Annotated in this window: 21 protein-coding genes; 11 read left to right on the top strand and 10 right to left on the bottom strand. The window is 70.0% G+C overall.

Going from position 1 to position 25050, the window contains the following annotated elements; translation table 11 throughout:
- Nucleotides 1-4: 4 nt before the first annotated feature.
- Nucleotides 5-1453 (bottom strand): FAD-dependent oxidoreductase, encoded by a 1449-nt coding sequence (locus tag NJE57_RS04720; protein ID WP_319027246.1) that lies wholly within the window; start codon nt 1451-1453, stop codon nt 5-7.
- Nucleotides 1454-1532: 79 nt separating this feature from the next.
- Between NJE57_RS04720 and NJE57_RS04715 the strand changes: the two genes are divergently transcribed.
- Genes NJE57_RS04715 through NJE57_RS04705 form a run of 3 tightly spaced genes read left to right on the top strand, consistent with a single transcriptional unit; the run spans nt 1533 to nt 4335 of the window.
- Nucleotides 1533-1949 (top strand): rhodanese-like domain-containing protein, encoded by a 417-nt coding sequence (locus NJE57_RS04715; RefSeq protein ID WP_319027245.1) that lies wholly within the window; start codon nt 1533-1535, stop codon nt 1947-1949.
- A 32-nt stretch (nt 1950-1981) separates the two neighbouring features.
- A complete protein-coding gene (locus tag NJE57_RS04710) occupies nt 1982-3187 on the top strand; it encodes an O-succinylhomoserine sulfhydrylase (RefSeq protein ID WP_319027244.1) in 1206 nt (401 codons plus the stop codon).
- A gap of 38 nt (nt 3188-3225) precedes the next feature.
- Nucleotides 3226-4335: a hypothetical protein gene (locus NJE57_RS04705; RefSeq protein ID WP_319027243.1), complete on the top strand. Its 1110-nt coding sequence runs from the start codon at nt 3226-3228 to the stop codon at nt 4333-4335.
- A 19-nt stretch (nt 4336-4354) separates the two neighbouring features.
- On the opposite strand, the gene NJE57_RS04700 is transcribed toward NJE57_RS04705, so the two are convergent.
- From NJE57_RS04700 to NJE57_RS04675, 6 genes are all read right to left on the bottom strand, one after another.
- Nucleotides 4355-4984 carry a hypothetical protein gene (locus NJE57_RS04700; protein ID WP_319027242.1) on the bottom strand — a complete coding sequence of 210 codons (630 nt, stop codon included), beginning with the start codon at nt 4982-4984 and terminating at the stop codon, nt 4355-4357.
- Between the two features lie 173 nt (nt 4985-5157).
- Nucleotides 5158-6255 (bottom strand): hypothetical protein, encoded by a 1098-nt coding sequence (locus NJE57_RS04695; protein ID WP_319027241.1) that lies wholly within the window; start codon nt 6253-6255, stop codon nt 5158-5160.
- Nucleotides 6256-6841: 586 nt separating this feature from the next.
- Nucleotides 6842-7408: a signal peptidase I gene (locus tag NJE57_RS04690; RefSeq protein WP_319027240.1), complete on the bottom strand. Its 567-nt coding sequence runs from the start codon at nt 7406-7408 to the stop codon at nt 6842-6844.
- Nucleotides 7405-8130: a hypothetical protein gene (locus tag NJE57_RS04685; RefSeq protein WP_319027239.1), complete on the bottom strand. Its 726-nt coding sequence runs from the start codon at nt 8128-8130 to the stop codon at nt 7405-7407. Before NJE57_RS04685 ends, NJE57_RS04690 begins: the two co-directional genes overlap by 4 nt.
- Nucleotides 8131-8194: 64 nt before the next feature.
- Nucleotides 8195-8842, bottom strand: coding sequence for a SipW-dependent-type signal peptide-containing protein (locus tag NJE57_RS04680; RefSeq protein WP_319027238.1), 648 nt, complete (start codon nt 8840-8842; stop codon nt 8195-8197).
- A gap of 134 nt (nt 8843-8976) precedes the next feature.
- The gene (locus tag NJE57_RS04675; RefSeq protein WP_319027237.1) at nt 8977-9717 is read right to left on the bottom strand and encodes a SipW-dependent-type signal peptide-containing protein; all 741 of its coding nucleotides are present in this window, start codon (nt 9715-9717) and stop codon (nt 8977-8979) included.
- A gap of 393 nt (nt 9718-10110) precedes the next feature.
- Here NJE57_RS04675 and fgd point away from each other — a divergent pair, with 393 nt between their 5' ends.
- From fgd to NJE57_RS04635, 8 genes are all read left to right on the top strand, one after another.
- Nucleotides 10111-11130 (top strand): glucose-6-phosphate dehydrogenase (coenzyme-F420), encoded by a 1020-nt coding sequence (gene fgd / locus NJE57_RS04670; RefSeq protein WP_319027236.1) that lies wholly within the window; start codon nt 10111-10113, stop codon nt 11128-11130.
- Nucleotides 11127-11765 carry a suppressor of fused domain protein gene (locus tag NJE57_RS04665; RefSeq protein WP_319027235.1) on the top strand — a complete coding sequence of 213 codons (639 nt, stop codon included), beginning with the start codon at nt 11127-11129 and terminating at the stop codon, nt 11763-11765. The genes fgd and NJE57_RS04665 overlap by 4 nt, the downstream gene beginning before the upstream one ends.
- Before the next feature lie 33 nt (nt 11766-11798).
- Nucleotides 11799-12368, top strand: coding sequence for a methylated-DNA--[protein]-cysteine S-methyltransferase (locus NJE57_RS04660; protein ID WP_319027234.1), 570 nt, complete (start codon nt 11799-11801; stop codon nt 12366-12368).
- A 119-nt stretch (nt 12369-12487) separates the two neighbouring features.
- Entirely contained in the window at nt 12488-13819 is a 1332-nt protein-coding gene (gene egtB / locus NJE57_RS04655) for an ergothioneine biosynthesis protein EgtB (protein ID WP_319027233.1), read from the top strand.
- The gene (egtD, locus tag NJE57_RS04650; protein ID WP_319027232.1) at nt 13816-14808 is read left to right on the top strand and encodes an L-histidine N(alpha)-methyltransferase; all 993 of its coding nucleotides are present in this window, start codon (nt 13816-13818) and stop codon (nt 14806-14808) included. The genes egtB and egtD overlap by 4 nt, the downstream gene beginning before the upstream one ends.
- Before the next feature lie 191 nt (nt 14809-14999).
- On the top strand, nt 15000-17189 hold the full coding sequence (pta, locus tag NJE57_RS04645; RefSeq protein WP_319027525.1) for a phosphate acetyltransferase: 2190 nt from the start codon (nt 15000-15002) through the stop codon (nt 17187-17189).
- Nucleotides 17186-18397, top strand: a complete 1212-nt coding sequence (locus NJE57_RS04640; protein WP_319027231.1) for an acetate kinase — start codon at nt 17186-17188, stop codon at nt 18395-18397. The genes pta and NJE57_RS04640 overlap by 4 nt, the downstream gene beginning before the upstream one ends.
- Nucleotides 18398-18479: 82 nt before the next feature.
- Complete coding sequence (locus NJE57_RS04635; protein WP_319027230.1) at nt 18480-19985, top strand: thrombospondin type 3 repeat-containing protein; 1506 nt, start codon at nt 18480-18482, stop codon at nt 19983-19985.
- 64 nt (nt 19986-20049) lie between these two features.
- On the opposite strand, the gene NJE57_RS04630 is transcribed toward NJE57_RS04635, so the two are convergent.
- The 3 genes from NJE57_RS04630 to NJE57_RS04620 are packed head-to-tail and all read right to left on the bottom strand — an operon-like array spanning nt 20050 to nt 25048.
- Nucleotides 20050-22503, bottom strand: a complete 2454-nt coding sequence (locus NJE57_RS04630; RefSeq protein WP_319027229.1) for a serine/threonine protein kinase — start codon at nt 22501-22503, stop codon at nt 20050-20052.
- Nucleotides 22500-23510, bottom strand: coding sequence for a glutamate ABC transporter substrate-binding protein (locus NJE57_RS04625; protein WP_319027524.1), 1011 nt, complete (start codon nt 23508-23510; stop codon nt 22500-22502). Before NJE57_RS04625 ends, NJE57_RS04630 begins: the two co-directional genes overlap by 4 nt.
- A gap of 59 nt (nt 23511-23569) precedes the next feature.
- On the bottom strand, nt 23570-25048 hold the full coding sequence (locus NJE57_RS04620) for a hypothetical protein (RefSeq protein WP_319027228.1): 1479 nt from the start codon (nt 25046-25048) through the stop codon (nt 23570-23572).
- Nucleotides 25049-25050 lie beyond the last annotated feature (2 nt).

Here is a 25050-nt window from a genome sequence, read left to right as displayed (position 1 = left end):
GACGTCAGCGTGAGGCGGGGCGGGGGTTCAGGCCGATGTCCAGCATCTCGGCGCGGCCCGGCAGCTTGGTGCGCTCGCGGCCCGCGGCGGCGCCGAGTTCGCGTTCGTGGGTGTCGATCGCCGTCCAGGCCGCGCCGTCGACCACTGCGACCCCGCGCTCGGCCAGGAGGTCGAGCACCGCCGGCGGGTCGGGGTGCGTGGGCTCGTTCAGTGCGCCCGAATCGAGGTCGGCGGTCAGCCGGCCGATCGTCTCCACGGCGCAGGAGCGGTTGGTGCCGATCACGCCGGTGGGCCCGCGCTTGACCCAGCCCGCCGTGTACAGCCCCGGCAGCGGGTCGCCGTCCGGGGAGTCGAGGATGCGGCCGGAGTCGTTGGGGATGACGGCGGAGCCGGGGTCGAACGGCAATCCCTCGAGGGGGGCCGAGCGGTAGCCGACCGCGCGGTACACGGCCTCGACCTGCAGGTCCTCGGTCCGGCCGGTGCTGCGCACGCGCGGCCCGTCGGGTTCGGTGAGCTCCAGACGCAGCCCGGACACCCGACCGTCGGTCCCCAGGATCCGGGCCGGGGACCGGTGGAAGCGGAAGCGCACCACCCGCCCGCCGGCGTCGAGGGCGGCGGCCTCGGCCTGGTCTGCCGAACCGTGCCCGGCCTCGCGCTGTGCGCCGGCCCATTTCTCGAGCTGGTCGCAGATCTGTCCCACCCGGCGGTCGTGCTCGCGGAGTTCGCGCGCCTCGTCGTCGTACTCCAGGTCGGCCGGGTCCACCACCACGGTGAGCCCCTCCACCTTGCCCATCTCCCTCAGTTCCAGGGGGGTGAACTTGGCGTACGCCGGCCCGCGGCGACCGATCACCGACACCACCCGGCTGGCGTTGGTGCCGAAGCCGCTGCGGACGTGGTCGGGGATGTCGGTGGCCTCGAGCTGCTCCGCGCTGCGCACCAGCATGCGGGCCACGTCCAGGGCCACGTTGCCCACGCCGAGCACGGCCGCTCGCTCGGCGGTGAGAACCCACTCGGGGTCCGAGTCGGGGTGGCCGTCGTACCAGGTGACGAACTCGGCGGCGCCGTGAGAGCCCTCCAGGTCCTCGCCGGGGATGTTCAACAGGCGGTCGGCGAGCGCGCCGGTGGAGAACACCACGGCGTGGTAGAGCCCGCGCATGTCCTCCAGTGTCAGGTCGGTGCCGAACTCCACGTTGCCGAGGAAGCGGATGCGCGGGTCGGCGGCGATGCCCTCGAGCGTGCGCGCGATGCCCTTGATGCGGGGATGATCCGGGGCCACACCGTGGCGCAGCAGCCCGTAGGGGACGGGCAGCCGGTCGAACAGGTCCACCACTATCCCGCGGCCGGACGGGTCGCGGGAATCGCTCCAGTCCAGCAGGGCCTCGCAGGCGTAGACGCCCGCGGGCCCGGAACCGACGACGGCCACGCGGAGAGCGGAATCTGAGGATGTCGTCATGATCCGATAGTCGCACAGAAGGTCGACCCGGGGACCTCGACCGGACCGAACGGCGGGGGAGGGAGCATAATCAACGCACATGAGCGACTACGCTGGGGACCTCGCACCGCAACAGGCCTGGGACCTGCTCTCCACCGATCCAGACACCGTGCTGGTGGACGTGCGCACCAGCGCGGAGTGGCAGTGGGTGGGCGGCGCCGACCTGTCGCAGCTGGGCAAGCCGGTCGTGGGGATCGAATGGGTCTCCTCGGCGGGCGAGCCCAACCAGCGGTTCGTCGAACAGCTCGGTCAGGCAGGGGTCGGCCCGGAGGCGCCGGTGCTGTTCCTGTGCCGCAGCGGGCACCGGTCGGCCGCCGCCGCGCGCGCCGCCACCGCTGCCGGATACGGCCCCGCGTACAACGTGGCCGAGGGCTTCGAGGGCGACCCTGACGCCCTCGGGCACCGCGGCACGGTCAACGGCTGGAAGGTCGCGGGCCTGGCCTGGCGGCAGTCCTGACACGCATTCCCCACCCGACGAGAAAGCAGCGGATGAGAAACAACGAGCTCCCCGACGGTCTCCACCCCGACACCCTGGGCGTGCGGGCCGGGCAGATGCGCACCGGCTTCGAGGAGACCACCGAGCCGATGTTCCTCAACTCCGGGTACGTGTACGAGTCGGCGGAGGCGGCCGAGGCGTCGTTCAACGGCGACATCCAGCGCTTCGTCTACTCGCGCTACGGCAACCCCACCGTGGCGATGTTCCAGGAGCGGCTGCGGCAGATCGAGGGCGCCGAGGCGTGCTTCGCCACCAGTTCCGGGATGTCGGCGGTGTTCGTGTCGCTGGCCGCGCTGCTGGGCAACGGATCCCGCCTGGTGGCCTCGCGGGCGCTGTTCGGCTCCTGTTACGTGATCTGCGCCGAGATCCTGCCGCGCTGGGGCGTGGAGACGGTGTTCGTGGACGGCGCCGACCTGGACCAGTGGCGCGAGGCGCTCAGCGAGCCCACCGACGCCGTGTTCTTCGAGACCCCCTCCAATCCCATGCAGGAGTTGGTGGACGTGCGGGCCGTCTGCGAGTTGGCCCACGAGGCCGGCGCGCAGGTGGTGGTGGACAACGTCTTCGCCACCGTCCTGCACCAGAAGCCGCTCGAGCTGGGCGCGGACATCGTGGTCTACTCCACCACCAAGCACATCGACGGTCAGGGCCGCGTCCTCGGCGGCGCCGTTCTGGGCACGGAGGAGTACATCTCCGGACCCGTGCAGAACCTGATGCGTCACGCAGGGTTCGGTATGAACGCCTTCAACGCCTGGGTGCTGCTCAAGGGCCTCGAGACCATGAGCCTGCGCGTCGAGCGGATGTCCGCCAACGCGCTCGAGGTGGCGCAGTTCCTCGAGTCGCACGAGGCGGTGGACTGGGTCCGGTACTCGATGCTGCCCTCGCACCCGCAGTACGGGTTGGCGACGGAGCAGATGTCCGGCGGTGGGTCGGTGGTGACGTTCGGACTGAAGTACGACGACGAGGTGGACCGCGGCAAGCAGCGCTGCTTCTCACTCCTCAACGCGCTGAGGGTCATCGACATCTCCAACAACCTCGGGGACGCCAAGTCGCTGGTGACCCACCCCGCGACCACCACGCACGCGTCGATGGAGCCCGAGGCCCGCGCGGCGGTGGGCATCGCCGACAACGTGGTCCGGCTCTCGGTGGGGCTGGAATTCGCCGGAGACCTGATCGAAGACTTGCGTAGGGGTCTAAACTAAGTTTTATGCGGTCACATGGCGGTGCGTCTCGGACCAGGGTGGCGGTGCTACCAGCGGCGCATCCGGCCGTCCGCCGGATCACGGGGTTGGGCTCCTCGGATCACATCGAGTTGCTGCCGGTGCGGCCGGGTGTGGTCAACGGTGAGCCCCCGCCGGATACGGACCCGGACACCTCCGATGGGATCTCCGATGGCGATCCGCTGGACCACGTGGACGTGGCCCATGTGCACTTCGGCTACGACTATCTGGAGCCGGAGAGCGTCGCAGAGGTGGTGGGCCATCTGGGCCGCAACGGCGTACCCATGGTGCTGACCGTCCACGACATCGTCTATCCGACCGACCAGGACGCGCTGCCGCACCGCAGCCGCACCGGCGCGCTGGTGCAGGCCGCGGCGAAGGTGTTGACGCTCACCGAGGTCGCAGCACAGGAGCTGTGGGTGCGGTGGGGCGTGGAGGCCCTGGTGGTGCCGCACCCGCGGCTGTTGAGCGAACTCGAGATCTCCGCAGCCGTCCGCGCCGCCAAGCACCTCAGGGGCGACGAGGACACCGTGGTGGGCGTCCTGCTCGAGCGGATGGGCGAGAACCTGGAGGGGCCCGAGCTGCTCGACCTGCTGGCGCCTGCCGCAGCCGGGCGTCGCGGGGCTCACCTGCGGATCGTGGTGGAAGCGCAGGCGTGGCGGGACGCATGCGGCGAGGACCGCGAGAGCGGCGGGCACCACCTGGTGGCCGAGCTCGCGGCGGAGGGGGACTGGGAGTCGGTACGCCTGGTGCGCTACGAGGCCCTCGACCTGAAGTTGGTGTTGGCGGAGTTCGCCGCGCTCGACGTGTGCGTGTTGCCCTACCGGTTCGCCACCCATTCCACCTGGCTGGAGCTGTGCCGGGATCTGGGGGTGGCGCCGGTGCTCCCTGCGGTGGGGTTCCTGCGGGAGCAGTGGTTCGACCGCTGCGATCCCGCCGACCACTCGGGCGAGGTGTACGACCCCCGGGACCCCGGTTCGTTGACGTGGGCTGTCCGCTCGGCGATTGACGAGCCCCGTGCGGCGCCGCCGCGCGTGGAGGGCGCGGATCCGAGAACGGTGATGGCCGCCCACGAGCAGGTCTACCGGTCGGCCGCCCGCACGCGGAAGGCGACCCCGGACCGCTTGTGACCAGTGGCCCGGGGGCCGGTCAGGTCCCGGCGTCCGCGCGCGCGATCTCGATGGGCCAGGCCAGCATCAGTACCGAGTCGGGGGCCGGGGACGCCGAGTCCATGCTCAACTCCAGACAGACCGTGACCGGCGCGCCAGGGGTCGTGCGCGTGCCTCCGGGCAACACGAGTGGCTCGTCCACCGTGGGCGCGTCCACGGGTTGGGGGCGGGTACCGTCGCCGGCCAGCACGCTGGGGGCGTCCGGTGCGAACGCGGGCGCGGCGCACGCACCCCCGCGGGTGGTGACGGCCCGGATGCTCACGGCGGCGGCGGCGGCGGGGTCGCCCTCGACCAACACGCCCTCGCCGATCTCCACGTGGGCCTCCGAGCGGGAGTCCACGCTCGTCCGCAGGGTCAGGGGTTGGTAGGCGGAACGGTTGCGGAGCCCGGCCGTGTCCACCCGGACGGGGAAGTGCCCACCGTAGCTGGAGATGGGCGCGGTCCAGGTGGTGCCGAAGTCGGTGGAGGCCTGCACGGACCAGGAGGAGCTGCGCAGCGCTGATTCCTGGGCCTCGTTCTGGCGGTCCTGCAGGATCACCGTGGTGGCGAGTGCGCATGCGGAGGCGGCGCCGAGGGCGACCAGGGCGCTGGCCGCGTGCCGTGTCCGCATAGCTCCTCCGAAAGCCATCAGAGGGCGATCGATCCGGAGGAGGGGTCTCCGGCACGGGCAGGGCCCGCGTCGATCGCCGGTTCATCAAGAGTATGGGCCGGGGTGTCCGAACCGTTACAGCGGCCCCGGCGAGTGGCCAATCTCACACACATCTCTGCGTGTCGGGGCGGGTCTCAGCGGATATAGACGACCGTCCCGGTGACCTGGTTGATGGCGGCCCAACGCCAGCCGTCGGAGTCCGGGTCGGTGGAGGTGAAGGTCGTCCAATCCCCGCTCGGGCGGGTGCCGTCGTTGATCCAGGTGTCCAATGCCGCGGCGGCGGTATCGGCGTCGGTGGGAACGGTGTCTCCCTTGACGACGACATCGTTCGCGGTTCCGTCCACCTCGACGGTTCCGACCTTCGCGGTCTCGGCGGTCGCCGACAGGGTGCCGGGGTCGCCGGGGATGACGGTCGTCGGGGTCTCGGTCAGCACGGTGGTGGTCTGCGTCGGTGAAAAGGTGGTCGTCGCAACCGTCGTCGAGGTCGGCGCCGATGTTGTTTCGGGGGGCGAACTCGGGTCAGACTGCGCGCTGGTCGATTCGTCCGCGCTCGACGGGTCCGGTGGCGCCGAAGTGGTGGTCTCCGATGCCGTGGAGTTCTCAATCGGTGAGGTTGCGGTGATGGTGGCTGGTAGCTCAGCGGAGACTGCGCCGTCTGCCTCTAGGCCGCGTGAAGTCGTGCGGGCGAACGCAACAGGTAGCTGGCCGTTCGCATCAGGTGATGGCGCATCGGTCACCGATACCGGGACTGCAGCTGGATCCGCGGGGTAGGCGGGCGGGTTGATCGGCTCGAACTCGTTGGCGAGAGGCAGATGACTGGAACTAGGGGTGTCGACTGCGCACTCGGAACGCGAGAAGATCATGGTGAACGAGCCGAGGTGTTCCTGGTTGCTCACCCGGTACTGATCAATTGTCATGTACAAATCTGAGAGCGCGTAGCCGGTGGTCGCGTAGGCGCGGGATGTGAGTGTGGCGCGGAGGTAAACCGGCCCGTTGACCCAAGTGAGCAGGCTAGTCCGGTAGCGAGGGCGAAGCCAAGCAGTGACGCGCTTGTTCACTTGCGGCACCAGGGCCGTGTATTCCGACTCCGGATTCAGCGGAAGAAGCGTCGAGTAGCTCGAGATTATTCCGACGCTGTTGCCCTTGTTCGGAAAACTCGTCGTTGGAGTAGACGCGGTCGTCTGGCCGTTAGGCGCGCATTCGGCCATGGTGGTGACATTGTCCGTTTCCATCCAGACGATTGGCTGGCTAGGCGCGGGTGACGGATTCGCGTACCCGCCCGACCGACCCCACCCCTTGGCCCGGGTCTGCGAGTCACTTCGTGTGTAGGCAGGGCCCGCGGTGGTGCAGCCGCTATGTGAACCGGCGGTCGCCCCAGGAGCGGCGGCTTGGACACAGAAAGTCACGCCAGTTGCCGGCCTCGAACTGGGAGTTCGCACTTCGAAGTTGGGTGTGAACCCGTCAAGGTTGACATCGCCTAGAGTGCCCGTCACCTGTCCGGTAGAAACACCAGCCGAGTTGCGATGGACCTGCCGTTCTGCACGTGCGTCGACGTTGGTTGGTGGGAAAAGCCCTGTGGTTCGATCAGGGTAGCTGGCGTGATTCCAGTACGCGTTGGTGCTATTCCGCGCCCACCCGTTCGTCGCCCATTCGGCTCGAACCTGCGCCTGCGCCACCTCGGTATCGGACCACGCGGCTTCCGTCTGCTCGACACCCCCACCCACCAGGCCGGACAGCGCGAGCATTCCCGCGATTGCGAGGGCGCCGGCGGAGGCGGTCACGCGGCGGAGACGAACGGAGGGGTGGGACAGACTCATGTCACTGCTGCTTCCGGGGCCAGAAAGCCCACACGACCAGGAAGGAGGCCGCGACAGTTATCCCGGCCATGTATATGGGCTGGCTTATCCGTGACACCACATAGGCGAGGCCCGGAGCGTGCCAGAGGACCTTTCGGACCTCGGCGACGACGTACGGTTGAGCGTCCGGGGAGTCGTTTGCATCGCCCTTCATCTCGAGTGCGTAGGATCCGTCGCCGACAGGGGTCACGGAAACGACTCGGTGGGTCACCGGGAGGCGGTCCTCACCCCGCGAGACCGTGGTGATGTCACCGACCCGGATAGCGGAGGCAGGTATCTCCCTGACGACAGCGAGTGACCCGGTGGGGATGGTCGGGGACATCGACCCGGTCTTGAACATGATCAGGCTGATGTTGAGAGCGAGCGCCGCGATAGTCGCGATGATGCACACCACTCCGAATGCGGCCAGAACCGTGAGAAGACCGTCGACGAGCCTGGACCGGATGCTAGGTCGGTGTGAGGCGTCGGTTCCCTCGGGCACGACGTTCTCCTGCATGGCGTTGTCGGCGTCCGTGTCCACAGTTCTCATGACGCCTGGTTTCCGGTGAAGGTCCACACGGGGTAGACGGACGCGCCGTTGGTGCCGGCCGGCGCAGCGGTGGCCACATTGGAGGCCAGGGTGAAGCGGAAGCACACCATGTGGGTGGAGCCCGCAGCCGATGCCAGCGTGAATGTCGCCGCCGGCGCCGCCGCGGAAAGCGCAGAACTGCCTGCGTAGAGTTCTGTCCCCTGAGAACTCGACCAGACCGTCGCATTGCAAGTGCTCGAGGTCGTCGTGGGTACGGCGCGCGCAGCGTAGGTGATGAAACCGGGCGTAATTGGAGCGACAGTGGTGCCCCATAGCGCGTCGTTGCTCGTGACCCCGGACCTCTTGGCTGCGGTTGAGATGCTGACCACCGCGTTCTTGGCGGTCCCCGGAGAGGTGCGCAGGTACACGGGCGCGTACGACGTGGCTCCCGGCGCGAGTGCGATCGGCGTCGAGAAGGCCACTGTCCCCGGAGTGGTTGACCCCGGCAGTTCAAGCGGGTTCACGGCGGTGTTGTCGGCGTAGGTGCCGCTGGCTGTGAGCGAACTTTGGATCCTGAACTGCGACGCCGTGAAGCCCGTTGTCCTGGCCCAGACGTCATCGGCGAACGAGGCGACGGTCTCGGTGGGCCCGAGCACCGACACAGTGGCCACCACCGCGGCGCCCACGCCTGCGGCCGCTAGTGCGAGGCGCCGAGACGTGAGCCGGTGGAATCGGCCGGTCATGGTCACAGGTTCACGTCTCCTTTCGTCAGGATGTAGGTGGCCGGAATGCCGTGTGGTCGGTGAGTTAGACCGACGTAGCGTTGAAGTTCCACGTCAGAGCGCCGGTGGTGCCGCCCTGCACGGTCGTGGGTGACCCGGACGGCAGGGTGACTTTGAAGCAGACGACTTGCGGCGTCGAGCTCTTGTCGAGAGTGATGAGGGTTGACGTCGTCGTGGTTCCCAGTGCGACGTTGTTGAACCCGGAAAGAGCGGTGGCCGACGCGGTGCCACCGCTGGTGCAGCTGCCGGGTGCGACGTTGTACAGGGTGACCCTGAGTGCCCCGAAGAACGCCGTATTGGCGGTGTTGACCACAGCGGGACCGGTTGGCGCGGTCGGCACCGTGATCGCCGCGTTGTAGCTGTTCGCGGAGGGGTCGACCCGGAGGTGGAGCGGCGCGAAAACCGAGTCGCCGGGACTCATCGCGGTGACCGGGACAGTGAATGGCAGGGTGCCGGCGCTGCCGGAGGTGTTGTACTCGTTCCAGGTGGCCCCGGCGTCGACGGACCCCTGAACGTTGAACTTGCCGGCTGAGAACGAGCCGCTCACCCAGACGTCATCCGTCCATGCGGCCAGTGTCATCGTGGCGCCCAGGCCGAGGACGACGCCGCCGGCCAGGACTGCCTTACGTTTGCGGAGGCGCGACTCGGCAGCGGCATTGCTGGTGTTACTCATTCTGGGGCTCCGTATTCGGGGGCGGGAGAGGGGTCGAGCGGGGATGAGGCCGGGCGGGTCGGGATGCTCGATCCCGCCCGGCTACTGACCCGCCCGACAGGCCGCTACAAGAGCAGTGCGGCTAGCTCGCCACGTCAGGCGGTCGGGGTCTCGGACTCGCCCTTGAACTGCCAGAGGATCGAGGTGTCGACCGAGGTGTCGAGCGCACCGATCGCGGTCTCGTTGTCTTCCAGGGTGACCTGGATGCACAGATGCTGCTGGTTGCCGAAGTTCTGCTCCACCAGGAGGTCCTGGGTCTCGGCGCCACCGGCGGCGTCCCGCTGACCGGCCAGGTTCTGGACGGGGTTGGTGGTGAAGGCCCCGTCGTTCCAGGCGGGGAGCGCAGTCACAGCGGCGGACTCGTCGACGGTCGTCGCGGGATCGTCGGCCAGGCAGGCCGTGGGGTCGGCGACACTCTTGATCGCGTAGCTCAGATGGGGAGCGAGAACGCCGGTCGCGGTCGCCTCGTACATCCACACCCGGCCGTCGACATCGGTGCCGGTCGGCTGGGCGATGCTGAACGGGGCAGCAACCGTCTCGCCGGGGTACATCTCGAGGGCGTCGATCTCGAACGACAGATCGGCGGCGCCCGCGGAGGTGTCATATTGTGCGTAGGCACCCTCCGCCAGCGTGGCCGTGGTGCCGGGCGACCCGATGAGGTCGAACGAACCCGTGTTGAAGAGGCCGTCGGCGAACACATCGTCCGACCATGCGGCGAGGGTGATCGCGGCACCGAGGCCGAGGACCACGCCGCCGGCGAGGATCGCCTTGCGCTTGCGGGCCCGGTCCTGCTTCTTCAGCTGGGCGTCGGGGGTGAGGGGGTCGTTGGCGTTCAAGGGACGCGCCTTTCCATGGGGGCCACCGGATCGGCCCAGAGGTGAGTGGCATGTCGGCCTCGTACGGTTTCGGACGCTGGTCGACACTGGGTCCAGAGGCTGGCCCCGACTAAAAGTTTACAGACATTTATCGATTTAGTAAGGGGGCTGACATGGAAGAAAATCCCAGCGTGCCGAAAGTTCTGACGTGTTGCTAGACAAAAAACTGGTCTAGGAAGTGTGAGGCTCCCCTAAGGTTCCTTATGGAAAAATAAGGGTAAGGCGTGGTCAGTAGCGTGAAGCCCCGTCGGTGTCAAGCCCGAAACCGTCGCGGAGTGACGCTGGCATACTCGGCTGCAATGCCCCGACCACCGCGTCGGTGAGATCACTCACACAACCCACGAGGAGTCGTCGATGCCCCCCACCCCGCCCCTGAAGCTCGGCTACAAGGCCTCGGCAGAGCAGTTCGGCCCGCGGGATCTGGTCGAGTACGCGGTCCTGGCGGAGCAGGTGGGCATGGACTCGGCCACGGTGTCGGACCACTTCCAGCCGTGGCGCCACGACGGCGGCCACGCGCCGTTCTCCCTGGCGTGGATGACGGCGGTGGGGGAGCGCACCGAGCGCCTGCAGCTCGGCACCTCCGTGCTCACCCCGACGTTCCGCTACAACCCGGCCGTGCTGGCCCAGGCCTTCGCCACCATGGCGTGCCTGTACCCGGACCGGGTCTTCCTGGGCGTGGGCACCGGCGAGGCGCTCAACGAGATCGCCACCGGCCACCAGGGCGAGTGGCCGGAGTTCAAGGAGCGTTTCGCCCGCCTGCGCGAGTCCGTGCGGCTCATGCGCGAGCTGTGGACCGGCGAGACGACCAACTTCGACGGCGACTACTACACCACCAAGGACGCCTTCCTCTACGACGTGCCTTCCGGCGGAGTGCCTGTCTACGTCGCGGCCGGTGGGCCCGTGGTGGCCAAGTACGCCGGACGCGTGGGCGACGGCTTCATCTGCACCTCGGGCAAGGGCATGGAGCTCTACACCGACAAGCTGCTCCCCGCGGTGGAGGAGGGCGCGGGGATCAACGAGCGCGACTCCGCGGGCATCGACCGGATGATCGAGATCAAGATGAGCTACGACCCGGATCCGGACAAGGCGCTCGAGAACTGCCGTTTCTGGGCCCCGCTGTCTTTGACTCCGGAGCAGAAGCACTCGGTCGACTCCCCGCGGGAGATGGAGCGCCTGGCAGACGAGCTGCCCATCGAGCAGGTGGCCAAGCGCTGGATCGTCGCCTCGGATCCCGATGAGGCCGTGGAGCAGGTCAAGCAGTACGTGGACGCGGGTCTGAACCACCTGGTCTTCCACTCCCCGGGCCACGACCAGAAGCGCTTCCTGGACCTGTTCAAGTCCGACCTCGAGCCCCGGTTGCGTGATCTGGCGTGAGCGGCGGCAGCACCGTGCCGGGCCCCGACAAGGCCGATCTCTCCGGCCTCGAGGGCATCCTCGGCGAGGCCGAGTCGATTCGCGTCCTGCGCTATCCGCACGAGACGGAAGCCGACGAGGAGGGCGAGACCACCGAGTGGCACTGCGACATCGTCGTCGTCGACAACGTCCCCGCGCCCGGGTTCACCACCTACGCCACCATCGGCGCCCGTGAGCTCCCCACCAACGTCACCACTCCCGAGGGCCGGCAGATCCGCAGTGAGTTCGTCACCGTCGGTCGCACGGGACACCGCGCCATGGCCGACGTGCTGGACGCGTGCGCGCTGGCGGTGGCCACCGGGTCCATCCACGTGGCGCCCGGAGCGGTGATCCCCAACGCGGTGGGGCTGGTCGATTCCGGCAGGCGCTGCGAACACCTGGTCCTGACCCCGCCGTTCCTGTGGCCGGAGCTGCAGGTCGTCGACGAGACCGGGGGCGTCGACGGCTCGGGCCCGCTGCTCACCCGCCTGCAGGCCGTGCCCATCACCACCGCCGAGTTGTCCGCGGTCGGCCGCGATGGTCCGGAGTCGCTGTTCGAGCGGCTCGACACCGCGGACGCCGACGTCACCAACCCGGACCGGCCGAGCGTGGTGTGAGGCGTGGCGCCCGGCGGTGAACCCTCCGGCCGCGTGACCGCGCGGGTGATCGACACGGCCGCCGGCCGCATGATCGCCCGGGCCACACCTCGCGGCCTCGCACGGATTGACCAGGTGGGGCCCGACCAGGACCTCGCGTCGTGGTTCACCGTCACACACCCCGACGACGACGAGGTATGCGGTCCCGGGCCCGGCGCGGCGGCGGAGCACCTGGACCGGGTGGCGGATCAGCTCGAGGCCTACTGCGCCGGCCGGCTGCGCGAGTTCGACGTGCCCGTGGACTGGGCGGCCGCGGGCGTGCACGACGAGTTCTCCCGCGAGGCATACCGCGAGATCCAGCACATCCCGTACGGGGAGACCTCGACCTACGGTCAGATCAGCGTGGACGCGGGCCGGCCGCGAAACGCCCGCAGGGTGGGCCGGCTGTGCACCCTGGTGCCGGTGCCGTTCGTCATCCCCGTGCACCGGGTGATCCGCGCCGACGGCGGGATGGGCAACTGCCCCGAGTACCGACTGCGCCTCCTCGAGCACGAGCGGCGCAACCTCGCCGCCGCCGAGCCGGCGACGTTCGGCCGCGGTGCCAATGAGAACGGTGGCAGCTAGACGGCCGTGGCACCTGAAAATCTGACAGCCTGTGGCATCCGCATATCGGTGGGCACCGAACAACACCGTAGTTAGTCTGGCGACAGACCGACCGCCGACCACGACACCCCGGGGGAACCATGACAGTCGGAGACGTCACCGCAGAGCCCCGCCCGCAGGAACACCCGCGCTCCCGGAGCGCGATAGAGAAGTTCCTGCACGTCCGCGGGCTCACCGACCTGTTGGCCTCCCGGCTGAGCGCCGAGGACCAGGTCCCACAGTCCATGACCGCCGCCAGCCCCGCGGCCTGGCACCGAGCGCACACCACCTGGTTCTTCGAGGAGTTCGTGCTGGGTGGTCTGCCGGGGTACACCTCGCCCGAACCGGTCTTCCGCTTCCTGTTCAACTCCTATTACGAGGCGGTGGGCCCTCGGCAGCCCCGGCCGCAGCGAGGATTCATCACGCGACCGTCCGTGGCGGAGATCGGCGACTTCCGGGCACGGATCGACGAGGCCGTGGTGGCCGCGCTCGAGGCGGGCCGGGTCGACGAGCGGGGGCTCGAGCTGCTCGAGCTGGGGTGCCATCACGAGCAGCAGCACCAGGAGCTGATGCTCATGGACGCCAAACACCTCTTCTCGCACAACCCCACCGATCCCGTCTACGTGCACAGGTCCGCGGACCCGGACACCGCGGCGCCGGGGGAGACGGGGTGGCTCGTCGTCGTCGAGGGGGTGACACAGGTCGGCGCCCCGGACCCCGGCCACGGACCCGCCAGGCGTCCCGGGGCCTCCCACGGCGGTTTCTCCTACGACAACGAACGCCCCCGCCACCGCGTGTGGATCCCCGGCGGCGAGGTGGCCACCCGCCAGGTCACGGTGGGCGACTGGAAGCGGTTCATGGCCGACGGGGGTTACAGGCGACCCGAACTGTGGCTCTCCGACGGCTGGGCGACCGTGCAGGCCGAGGGCTGGGACGCGCCCGGCTACTGGCGACGCGAGGACGGTGGGACCGGGGCCGGGACCGCTGTCGACGCCGAGTGGACGACCTTCACTCTCAACGGGCGTAGGGCCGTGGTGGACGCGGAACCCGTCATCCACGTGTCCTTCTATGAGGCCGACGCCTACGCGCGGTGGGCCGGCGCGCGGCTCCCCACCGAGTTCGAGTGGGAGGTCGCCACCGAGGGCTGGGCGGTGCGAGACGAGCTCGACCCCGACCGGTGTCACCCCCTGCCCGCCGCCGAGCGGGCGATCGGCGGGGTGTGGGAGTGGACCTCCAGCGCGTACCTGCCCTACCCCGGGTTCGTCACCGAGGAGGGCGCGGCCGGCGAGTACAACGGCAAGTTCATGTCCGACCAGCACGTCCTGCGCGGCGGCAGCGCCCTGACCCCGGCCGGACACACGCGGCCCACCTACCGCAACTTCTTCCCCGCGGCGTCGCGGTGGGCGGCCTCGGGTCTGAGGCTCGCCCGGTGACCGGCCGGGAGGAGACGGCGACGACGACGGGGCCGGCGGATCCCGACACGTCGGCGCTCGAGGCGGACCTGCGGGAGGGGTTCTTTACCGACCCGCCGACCGTCCCGCCGCGCTGGTTCTACGACGAGAAGGGGAGCCTGCTCTTCGACGACATCACGCGGCTGGACGAGTACTACCCCACCCGCCGTGAGGCCGAGATCCTGCGCGCTCGCGCCGAGCCGATCGTGGGCTCCTCGACGACCATCGTGGAGCTGGGGGCGGGGACCTGCACCAAGACGCGGGTCCTGCTGGACGTGATGGCCGGTGGCGCGGACGCCGATTCCCGGTCGGAAGCGCGGTACGTGCCGGTGGACATCAGCGTCGAGGTGCTGCTCGACGCCGCGCGGTCGCTCGGCGAGGAGTACCCGGGGCTGGAGATCGAGCCCGTGATCGCCGACCTGACCGCGCTCGATCCGCCCCTTCCCGGCGAGCCCGGGCAGCGGCTCGTGCTGTTCCTGGGCGGTACCGTCGGCAACTTCGGCGAGGCGCAGCGCACGGGGTTCCTCCGGATGATGCGCGAGGTCATGGCCCCGGGCGACCGGCTGGTGGTGGGCTTCGACCTGGTCAAGGACCCGGCGCGCCTGGTCTCGGCCTACGACGACGCCGCGGGCGTGACCGCTGAGTTCAACCTCAACATGCTCGACGTGATCGCGCGGACCGTCGAGTGCACGGGTCTGGACCGACGGGATTTCCGGCACGAGGCCGTGTGGAACGCCGGCGAGAGCCGGATCGAGATGTGGCTTCGCGCGGTGCGGGACGTACGGATCGACTTCCCCACGCTGGGTCGCACCCGGACGCTGGCGGCGGGGGAGGGCATCCGCACCGAGATCGCGCGGAAGTTCCACGGCGACGCCCTGATCGACGAGCTCGCCGGCCACGGGTTCAGCCGGGAGGCGCTCTGGGCGGACGAGGGCGGCGACTTCGGGCTGGCCCTCGTGGTGGTCGACTAGGGTCCCGCAGCGGTTCCCGCAGTGGACTTCTCGGTGGACGCGGATGGGGTGTGGCGGGTGTACGAGGTGTGCCGGACGCCCGGCGCTGCAACAATGCCACCGTGCCCGATTCCCTCCCGTCCGAGTCCCTGAAGTCCGAATCGTCCGCTCGCCCGCCCGCGGCGGCCGGGGCGTCCGGCCCCGACGCCGAGGTGCCGACGATCCCGTCCCCGGTCGGTGGCGAGCCGCTCTCGTCCTCCGCCGTCTACGTGGTGGCGCCCGAGGGCGACACCGGGAAGTCGACGGTCGCTCTCGGTCTGCTACGCATCCTCGCCGGAACCGTGCAGAGGGTGGGCGTGTTCCGGCCCGTCACGATCGCCCCCAGGTCGGGCGACGAGGAGCCCGAGCGCGACCGGATCGTGGAGATGCTGCTGCAGCACACCACCGTCGAACTCGACTACTCCGAGTGCATCGGCGTCACCAACATGCGTGTCCACGAGGACCGCGACGCAGCGCTCACGGAGATCGTCGACCGGTACCAGGCCGTCGCCCGGCAGTGCGACGTCGTGGTGATCCTCGGCACCGACTACACAGGTGTGCCCAGTCCGACCGAGTTCGACTTCAACGCCACCCTCGCCGTCAATCTGGGCGCCCCCGTGCTCCTGGTCCTGCGCGGCGCCGACCGGACGCCCCGGGAGATCGGCACCAACGCCCGCCTCACCCTCGACGAGCTGCGTGTCGAACACGCGCACCCGGTGGGGATCGTGGCCAACCGGTGCGACCCCGAGGACCTCGAGGCGATCCGGGCCGAACTCGCGCCCCTCGGACTGCCCGCCTGGACCCTGCCGGCCCAGGCCCTGCTCACCGCACCCACGATGGGTGAGCTGATGCAGGCGGTGGACGGCAGCCTCTACTCCGGGGACCCGGCCCTCATGGACCGCGAGGTCATGGCCGTGATGGTGGGCGGCATGACCGGGGACCGGATCCTGGAGCGGCTGGTCGACGGCATGGTGGTGATCGTCCCCGCCGACCGGACCGACGCCGTGCTCGCGATCCTGGGCGCCCATGCCGCGGAGGGCTTCCCCTCGCTGGCCGGCATGATCTGGAACGGCGGTCTGATGCCGAACTCGGCGATGGCCCGCCTGGTGCACGGGATGCGGTCCACACTGCCGATCGTGTGCACGGACCACGGCACCTACGACACCGCCCGGGTGGCCGCGGACACCCGGGGCCGCGTCTACTCCGGGTCCGGCCGCAAGGTCGAGACGGCGCTGAGCCTGATGGAGAAGCACGTCGACACCGAGGAGCTCCTCGCCCGGCTGCGCGTGGAGACCCCCGACGTGATGACGCCGCAGATGTTCGAGCACCAACTCCTCGAGCGGGCCCGCGCCGACAGGCGCCACATCGTGCTGCCCGAGGGCGACGACGACCGCATCCTCCACGCCGCCGGCCGGCTCCTGCGCCGCGACGTGGCCGACCTGACGATCCTCGGTGATCCGGAGGCGGTGCGGCGCCGCGCGGACGAGCTGGGCATCGACTTGTCCGGGGCGCAGATCCTCGACCCGCGCACCAGTGAGCACGCAGACCGGTTCGCCTCCGAGTACACCGAGCTCCGCGAGCACAAAGGCATGACCCTGGACGTGGCCCGTGACCGCATGCTCGACATCTCGTACTTCGCCACGATGATGGTGCACACGGGGCTCGCCGACGGCATGGTCTCCGGCGCCGCCCACACCACCGCGCACACCATCCGCCCGGCCCTCGAGATCATCCGCACCCGGCCCGGCGTGGAGACCGTCTCCAGCGTGTTCCTGATGTGCCTGGCCGATCACGTGTTGGCGTTCGGCGACTGCGCGGTCGTGCCCGACCCGACCGCCCGACAGCTTGCGGACATCGCCCTGTCCTCCGCCGAGACCGCCTCCCGGTTCGGCGTGGACCCGCGGGTCGCTCTGCTGTCCTACTCCACCGGCGACTCCGGCACGGGGGCGGATGTCGACAAGGTGCGGGAGGCCACCGAGATCGTGCGTGCGCGCATCGCCGAGGCCGCCGCGGACGATCCGGTGGCGGACCTCGTCGTGGACGGGCCACTCCAGTTCGACGCCGCCGTCGACCCCACCGTGGCAGCCAAGAAGATGCCCGAGTCGCCGGTCGCCGGACGCGCCACCGTGTTGGTGTTCCCCGACCTCAACACGGGGAACAACACCTACAAGGCCGTCCAGCGCACCGCCGGCGCCGTGGCGATCGGCCCGGTCCTGCAGGGGCTTCGCAAGCCCATCAACGACCTCTCCCGCGGCTCGCTCGTCGAGGACATCGTCAACACCGTCGCTATCACCGCCGTTCAGGCGCAGAGCACGGCCGTTCAGGCGCAGAGCACCGCCGAGGTCCGGGGGAGCGACTCATGACCCGGGTCCTCGTCATCAACTCCGGTTCCTCCTCCCTCAAGTTGCAGATCCTCGACACGGCGACGGAGACCGAACTGGCGTGGGCGCTGGTCGAGCGCATCGGCGAGCCCACCGGAACCCTGACCGTGCGTCGGAGCGACCTCGCCGGGTCGCCGGCCGGGGAGCGCACCACCGAGGCCGGGTTCGCGGACCACTCCGCCGCGCTCGGCCGCGTCCTCGAGTCGGCCGCCGAGCTCGGTGTGCACCCCATCGATCTGGGTGTCGAGGCGATCGGACACCGGGTGGTCCACGGCGGCCCCGCCTTCCACGCGCCCGTGGAGGTCACGCCCGAGGTGGAGGCGGACATCGAGGAGCTCGAGCTGCTCGCGCCGTTGCACAACCCCGCCAACCTTCGCGGGATCCGGGTGGCCCGTGAGCTGCTGCCGGGCCTGCCCCATGTCGCGGTGTTCGACACCGGGTTCTTCCACACCCTGCCCGCGGCAGCCCACACCTACGCGATCGACAGGGAGGTCGCCCGCAAGTGGGACCTGCGCCGGTACGGGTTCCACGGCACGAGTCACGAGTTCGTCTCCCGGCGCACCGCCGAGATCCTGGGCACGCCGTACGACGAGCTCGACCAGATCGTGCTGCACCTGGGAAACGGCGCGTCGGCCTCGGCGATCTCCGGAGGCCGGGCGGTGGACACCTCCATGGGATTGACCCCGCTCGAGGGCCTGGTGATGGGAACCCGTCCCGGTGATCTCGACCCCGGGCTGATCATCCATCTCATCCGTGACCGCGGCATGTCGCCCGAGGACGTGTCCACGCTGCTCAACCGCGACTCCGGACTGGAGGGACTGTCGGGCGCCCGCGACTTCCGCGAGTTGCTGGGTCGGGTCGATCACGGCGACGACGACGCGACGCTCGCCTACGACGTGGTGATCCATCGTCTTCGCCGGTACATCGGCGGGTACTGGGCGGTCCTCGGGGAGGTCGGCGCCATCACCTTCACCGCCGGAGTGGGTGAGAACGTGGCCAGGCTGCGCGCCGATGCGCTGGCCACCCTCACCACCTGGGGGGTGGAGATCGACCCGGAGGCCAACGAGACCGGTTCCGGCGAGCGCATCATCTCCACCCCGGACAGCCGGGTGGCCGTCCTCGTGGTTCCCACGGACGAGGAACTGGCGATCGCGCGGGCGTGCGACGTGGTTCTCGGACTGGGGGAATGATCAGCGGCCTTTCATTAAATCCGTTTTAGACTTACAGTGAGGGCCGATCCCGGGCTCGGTCCGGGCCTGTAGAAGACGGTCGATGCCTAACCCCACTCCCGCCCCGCATGTCACCGAGCCCTCCCGCGATACGCGGCCCGGCCGGTCGCGGAGTCGACGCAAGACGGGATTCGTCCCGGTTGCGCTCGCGATGGCGCTCACGCTGGCCCTCGGCGGAGCGTCCGTGGCCCGCGCCGTCACCGCCACGCCACTGGACGCCCATACCGCCCTCGAGTTCTCCCTCGACGGCGCCACCTGGTCGGACGCGCCCGACCTGGTCCTGGGTTCGTGGGGCTGCGACCTGGGCGGCGGACCGACCGTCCCGGACCCCGGTGGCGCGATCGGCGGACCGCCCGAGGTCGATCCGTGCAGCATGACGCCCGGAGAGTCGATCGACAGGACCTATCACGTCCGCAACGCCACCGACACGGGACGGACGGGGAGGTACGCGGTCGGCGTCGGCGACTACGTGGTCTCCGATGAGGCCGAGTTCGAGGTGAGCAGCACCATCACCGGCGCCGTCGACGTGCGATCGCAGACCGTCACGCTCTACGGCGCGGACACCCCCCGGGCCGCCGACTCCCCGGCCCCCGGCAGCACAGTGACCTCGCTCGACCTCGCCCCCGGTCAGACGGCGAAGGTCGTCGACGAGGTGGCCGTGCCCCTCGAGGCGGAGAACCACACCCAGCGCCAGAGTGTGACCCCGATGATGTGGGTGTCCTTCTCCGAGACGGTAGTGGTGGACACCGACGGCGACGGCCTGCCCGACAGCGTCGAGGACGAGCTGGGAACAGATCCCGCGGACCCGCTCAACACGCTCCCGGACGGCACGGTGGGGCAGCACTACGGGCCGGAGCGGTTCCTGCCGACACCCCCGCCGGGGACCGAGCTCGACGTGGACACCTCGACCCTCCCGCCGGGCCTGCGTCTGGAGGACGGGGTTCTGGTGGGCACACCCACCCGGGCGGGAACCTTCGACGTCGGGTTCACGGTCACCCTGCCCGGCGGCGGTACCCACTCATCCGTGCGTCGCGTGGTGATCCGGCCCGGCCCGGGCGGCTCCGCGGAGCTGCCCGATCTCGTGGGACCGATCGTGGTCGTCGGGGTGATCGGTCTCATCCTCGCGATTCTCGGGCCCGGGTTCGGGTCCCTGGGCGGGGCGATCGGCGGGTCCCTGGGGGGCGCGGGTTCCGTCCCGGGTTCACCCGCCGACTCGACGACGCGGTCCCCGGAATCGTCCGCCGACCAGAGCGGGGCCAACCAGAGCGGCGTAGACCCAAGCGGCGTGGACCAGAGCGGGGCGGGTCGGGACGGTTCCGACGGGGACGACGACACCGGTCAGGTCGCCGTGGACTCGGTGACACCGCGCGAGGGCTCGCCGTCGTCGGAGTGGGCGCGTGCCAACTCGCAGGTACGCGAGTCCCTCGCCGACACGGGGGTCGGGGCGACCGACCTGCTCCTGTGGGCACTGACGGCCGCCGCGGCCGGAGCGACCCTCATCCTGCTGGCGTCGCTGCGCCGCCGAGACCCGGACGACCCGCCGCGGTGACCTCGACCGGCTGACGAGGGCGGGCCGCCCGCTCAGAACGCCGCCCGCTCAGAACGCCGCCCGCTCAGAACAGGGTGCGGGGCCGGATGCTATTGGCCTGGTCCACCAGGCGGAAGCGCTGCTGACGAGTCTCGGTGGAGCGGGCCAGGGTCCGCAGCACGGTCTCGGCGCCGGACCTCAACCCGAACTCGGTGAACGGCACCCCGCGCATCAACGGTGACGGCGAGGGTTCGTTCCCGGGCAATTGGATCCACGAGAGCGCGGTGGTCAGCACCGTCAGGCGGATCTGGAACGACCTGTGTTCGCCGGCGGACAGGTTGGAGACCCGTCGCGCGGCCTCGCGCAGGTGGGATTCCTCGGTCTTGTCCAGCGGGCGTCCCTGGCACAGCAGCAGTATCGCCGTGAGGTTGGCCAGCGCGGAGTAGCGCGAGTTGGGGGGTACCCGGTCCAGCTCCTCGATCGCTGAGGTCACCTCGCCGCGCCGCTGCAACTGCCGGGCCAGGCCGAACGCGGAGCTGACCACCGACCGGTCGACCGACCACACGGTGCGGTAGAAGTGCTCGCTGGAGCGCGCCCACCGGGCCCGGTCGCCCTCCGGGCACACGTCGAGGATCAGCTCTGCGGTGGCGGCCAGCGCCAGCTTGGGCCCGTTCTCGCCCGGCATGGCCGTGAGGACCTGCTGGAACCTCGGGTACGCGCCGACGGGGTCGCCCTTGAGCAGAGCCACCACGCCGTCGTACCAGACCAGGCGCCATTCCGAGCGCCGCCGGTAGGCGTTCTCCTCCAGCAGGGCCTCGGCCGCCGCGAGGTCGCCGCTCTCGAGATACGCGCGCGCCAGCGACATGACCACGCCCACGCTCTCGTGGGCCTCGGACTCGGAATCGGAGTACAGCTCGCGGAGCGTGTCGATCCGCTGCTCGACGGAGGTGTACGAGGTGGCCGCCAGGATGCGCCCGGCGGGATCGGAGGACTCCATCAGCGGAACGGGCAGCGCGTCGACGAGTTCGGAGCCGGTCAACGTGGTGTCGCGGGCGTGGCCGTCGACGAGGAAGTCCGTCGGTTCCACGGTGTACAACGTGCCGAACGTGGACCGTTGTGGCGAGAACACCGAAGAGAACGCCGGGTGCGGCACCCCGGTGCGCAGTGCCAGGACCTCCCGCAGCACGCCCATCAGCTGACCGGCCATCCCGGTGGCGCTGCGGAAGCGCATGTCGGGGTCCGCGTTGGTGGAGCGCAGCAGGAACCGGTAGAGCGAGTCGTACCGGCTGAACACCGGTTCCTCGACAGGGGAGGGAATCCCGTCGGCGTACCGGCCGTCGACCACCGGGAGGCGGACGATGAGCGAGGCCAGGGTCCGCCCCACCGTGTACAGGTCGGAGGCGATGGTGGGGCCGGTCTCGGGGATCTCCGGGGCCTGGAACCCGGGAGTGCCGTAGATGTGCCCGTAGTCGCCCACACCCGAGACGGCTCCCATGTCGATGAGCTTGACGTGGTCCTCGGTGAGCATGATGTTCTCGGGCTTGAGGTCGTTATAGACCAGTCCCACCGAGTGCAGGTACGACAGCGCCGTGAGGGCCTCCAGGACGTACGCGATCGCCTTCTCCACCGGCAGGACCCGGCCGGGCGCCGATCGTCGCACGTCGCGCAGGCTGGGGCCGCCCACGTACTCCATGACGATGTACCCGCCGTGGGTGGGCGAGGTGGCCCAGTCGTCGTGGATGAAGTTGTAGATCCTCACGATCGACGGGTGGGAGAGCTCGGCCAGGATCTCCCGCTCGGCCACCGCCACCTCCTGCGCCTCCGCCTGGTCGGCGTGGAGCAGTCCCTTGAGCACCACCCACCGGTCGGAGACGTTGTGGTCCACCGCCAGGTAGATCCACCCCATCCCGCCGTGGGCGAGCGCGCCGCGGACCTCGTACTGGTCGGCCACGATGTCGCCTGGTCGCAGTTCGGGTCGCGGCAGACGACCGTCGGAGGCCTCGCACTCCGCCTCGATCTCCTCCGGGGCGAGCATGGCGGAGGTGGGGTCCACCGGGATGATGTACGGCAGGTCCACCAGGCCCTCGGACGCCGGACTCGGCCGGTCCTCGGGCTTGCTGGGCTGCCGCAACCGGAACGGCGCCGACGTGCCGCGGTCGCCGGTGGCGACCTCACCGGTCCGGGCGGAGGGGCGGATGCCGGGTACGGACCGGGTGCGGGACTCGGGATCGTCATCGGTGGAGCCGCCGTCCACGGTGATCTCCCCGGTGGCCACGGGTCCGGTGACGGCGCCCGTCTCGGCCGGCCCGGTGTCCGCTGCCCCGGTGACAGTTGCCCCGGTGTCGGCCGAGCCCGCGGTGTCCTCGAGGAAGCCCGTCATGGACACCGCACCCGTGGCCGCGACGGCGTCGGTGTCCTCCGTCGCCCCCGTCGACTCGACTGCGCCGGTGACCGGTACCGCGTCCGACCGGAAGGTGGCCTGGGTGCCGGCGGTCGGTTCGTCCTCGCGGGGCTCGATGTCCCACCTGCGCTCGCTCATCGAGGTCCCTCCGGCGCGTACTGCGGGGCCGGCATCCCTGGGCTCGGGCCGAGGCCGGAGAGCCACGTGGAGTACATGCGGTTCCACGTGCCGTCCGCCCGGATGCGTTCGAGCGTCGAGTTGACCTGTCGCACCAGTCCGTCGGTGTCGTCGCCGGGGGTCGACTTGGCGATGCCCACCCCGTACGGCTCGGCGTCCAGCTGGGGGCCCACGATCTCGAGGTACGGGTCCTGGGCGGTGATGCCCACCAGGATGGCGTCGTCTGTGGTGATGGCGTCCACCTGGTTCTGTTGGATGGCCACCAGGCAGTCGGCCCAGGTGTTGACCGACAGCACCGTGAGCCGGTCCAGCTTCGACCACAGGCGGGAGGCCGACGTCGTTCCGGCCGCCACACACACCCGCCGGCCCTCGAGGTGTTCGATCTCGGTGATGCCGGAACCCCGGACGGCCAGCACGCGCTGGTAGGCCTGGTAGTACGGGACGGAGAAGGTGATCCGCTCGCGCCGCGCGCAGGTGATGGACATCGACCGGATCACCACGTCCACCTGGTCGTTCTCCAACGCCTCGATCCGGTTGACCGAGGTCAGGGAGCGGAACTCGACCTGGCCGGGATCGCCGAAGATGTCGCGGGCGATCTCGCGGGCCAGGTCCACGTCGAATCCGGTGAGTTGACCGGTGGCCGGGTCCCGGAAGGAGAACAGGTTGGAACCCTGGTCCAGCCCCACGATCAACCGCCCCCGCTCCTTGATGCGGGGGACCCGCTCGGCGGGCGGGGTGTCGTCCGGGCGGAGGCTGAGCAGTGGGTCGCAGGACTCGTCTGCGGTGACCTGGGGCTGCTCGGACGGGCGCTCCGTGCGGATCACGGCCCCCGCGGGCAGCGGCATCACCGCTGACACCTCCGGGATCCCGATGTGATCGGATTCGGTGGTCGCCGGCCCTGCGTCCCGGCCCGGGCCGACGTCGTCGACCCCACACGCGCCACCGGCCGCCAGGGCGGCGGTCAGCATCACCCCGGTCACCGCGCGGGCGGCCCTGCGCCGCCCCGCTCTCCACCGGAACCGCGTGCTCACAGGTACTCCCGGATCCGGGGCGCCACCCCGACGACCACGCCGAACGCGGCGAGCGTGGACAGTGCCATGATCAGGTCCGGACCGTTGGACGACGTGCGTCGGGCATTGTCGATCCGTGTGCGCAACGTGTCGCGGGCCTCCTCGATGGCGTCCTGCATGGACTCGTCGAACTCGTCGAACGCGGCACCGGAATCGCCCTCGGACTGGCCGGTGGAGATCGTGATGGCCCCCTGGTAGTCGCCCTGCTGGTACAGGGAGTCGGCGCGGTTCTGCGCGGCCATCCACTCGTCGAGCGCCTCGATCGCGTCGGTGACCGCGCCGTCGTCGTCCAGGCTGATGCGGCTGCTGGACTCCTCGTCCTCCGGATCGAGGTAGACGGTCAACGTGTCGCGGACGTCGCCGAGGATGGCGGCGCGCTCGCCCGCCGAACCCTCGGGATCGGTTCGTCGCACCAGGTTGAGGGTCTCCTGCGCGCGCACCTTCTGGGCGTTGATGCGCTGCCGGGTGAGCTCGTTCATCGGTGCCGCCCCCTCGGACAGGCCGCGTGCGTTGTTGTTGGCCGCCAGGAACCCGGCGATCATCGTGAGCAGGAAGGTCGCCACCATGAGCACGGAGGCCAGCGCCAGGGCGGGGTTGACCCGCCGCCCCGTGATCTTCCACAGCCACTGCTGCATCAGCACCAGCACGGCGATCGAGAGTCCCAGCAGGAAGAACGACCCCCACGGGGGCGATGACCACTCGTTGTCCGACTCGCCCACCGACGAGGACTGACGGTCGTAGAGGTCGGCGGCCGCGGGCAGGATCGTGTCCTGCATGAGCGTCGAGGCCGATGCCAGGTACGCGGAGCCGACGGGATTGGCCACCCGGTTGTTGGTCCTCGCCGTCTCCACGAGGCCGGTGTAGGTGGTCAACTGGGCGTTGATGTCCGCCAACTGGTTGACCGACACGTCGTCGGAGCGGTCCAGGCCCTGGGAGGCGGCGATGATCGACGCCGACGAGGTGGCGATGGCCTGGAGGTAACGCTCTCTCAGGTCGGGAGGTTCTATCCCGCCGGTGATGAAGGCGGTGTTGGCCGCCGAGTCCGCGATGGTCAGGGAGCTGTACAGCGTCTGCGAGGCGTTCGCGACGGGTTCGACCTCCGCCAGCAGCGTCTCGTGGTGACTCTGACGCTGGGTGATGGTCTGCGACGCCACGATCCCACCGATCAGGACGGTGACGACCGCCAGCACCGCGAACACCGACATCCGCCCCGGTGTGGTGAGGGCGTCGTTCCAGAACCGTGCGGCACGGCGGCGCACCGGCCGGCGGGGATGGAAGACCGGGTCCCGGTCCGCGGAGCCGGTGGAGCCCGCGGTGTCGGATCGGGAATCGGACCCGGACCGAGAGCCGGAGCGTGATCCCGGGCGCGCGCGGGTCCCGTCGGCACCGGGGTCGCCGCTCCGCGTGAGGGTGGGCAGGCCCATCGTGTCTGTCACCT

The sequence above is a fragment of the Dietzia sp. PP-33 genome (assembly GCF_033790845.1).
Lineage (GTDB): Bacteria > Actinomycetota > Actinomycetes > Mycobacteriales > Mycobacteriaceae > Dietzia.
This window is presented reverse-complemented; position numbering and strand designations above follow the sequence as displayed.

What these genes read in the sequence shown, in the direction of transcription:
- NJE57_RS04720 (WP_319027246.1), bottom strand. Translation starts at nt 1,453, where the DNA reads ATGACGACATCCTCAGATTCCGCTCTCCGCGTGGCCGTCGTCGGTTCC.
- NJE57_RS04715 (WP_319027245.1), top strand. Translation starts at nt 1,533, where the DNA reads ATGAGCGACTACGCTGGGGACCTCGCACCGCAACAGGCCTGGGACCTG.
- NJE57_RS04710 (WP_319027244.1), top strand. Translation starts at nt 1,982, where the DNA reads ATGAGAAACAACGAGCTCCCCGACGGTCTCCACCCCGACACCCTGGGC.
- NJE57_RS04700 (WP_319027242.1), bottom strand. Translation starts at nt 4,984, where the DNA reads ATGCGGACACGGCACGCGGCCAGCGCCCTGGTCGCCCTCGGCGCCGCC.
- NJE57_RS04695 (WP_319027241.1), bottom strand. Translation starts at nt 6,255, where the DNA reads ATGGAAACGGACAATGTCACCACCATGGCCGAATGCGCGCCTAACGGC.
- NJE57_RS04690 (WP_319027240.1), bottom strand. Translation starts at nt 7,408, where the DNA reads ATGAGAACTGTGGACACGGACGCCGACAACGCCATGCAGGAGAACGTC.
- NJE57_RS04685 (WP_319027239.1), bottom strand. Translation starts at nt 8,130, where the DNA reads ATGACCGGCCGATTCCACCGGCTCACGTCTCGGCGCCTCGCACTAGCG.
- NJE57_RS04680 (WP_319027238.1), bottom strand. Translation starts at nt 8,842, where the DNA reads ATGAGTAACACCAGCAATGCCGCTGCCGAGTCGCGCCTCCGCAAACGT.
- fgd (WP_319027236.1), top strand. Translation starts at nt 10,111, where the DNA reads ATGCCCCCCACCCCGCCCCTGAAGCTCGGCTACAAGGCCTCGGCAGAG.
- egtB (WP_319027233.1), top strand. Translation starts at nt 12,488, where the DNA reads ATGACAGTCGGAGACGTCACCGCAGAGCCCCGCCCGCAGGAACACCCG.
- NJE57_RS04640 (WP_319027231.1), top strand. Translation starts at nt 17,186, where the DNA reads ATGACCCGGGTCCTCGTCATCAACTCCGGTTCCTCCTCCCTCAAGTTG.
- NJE57_RS04635 (WP_319027230.1), top strand. Translation starts at nt 18,480, where the DNA reads ATGCCTAACCCCACTCCCGCCCCGCATGTCACCGAGCCCTCCCGCGAT.
- NJE57_RS04630 (WP_319027229.1), bottom strand. Translation starts at nt 22,503, where the DNA reads ATGAGCGAGCGCAGGTGGGACATCGAGCCCCGCGAGGACGAACCGACC.
- NJE57_RS04625 (WP_319027524.1), bottom strand. Translation starts at nt 23,510, where the DNA reads ATGCTGACCGCCGCCCTGGCGGCCGGTGGCGCGTGTGGGGTCGACGAC.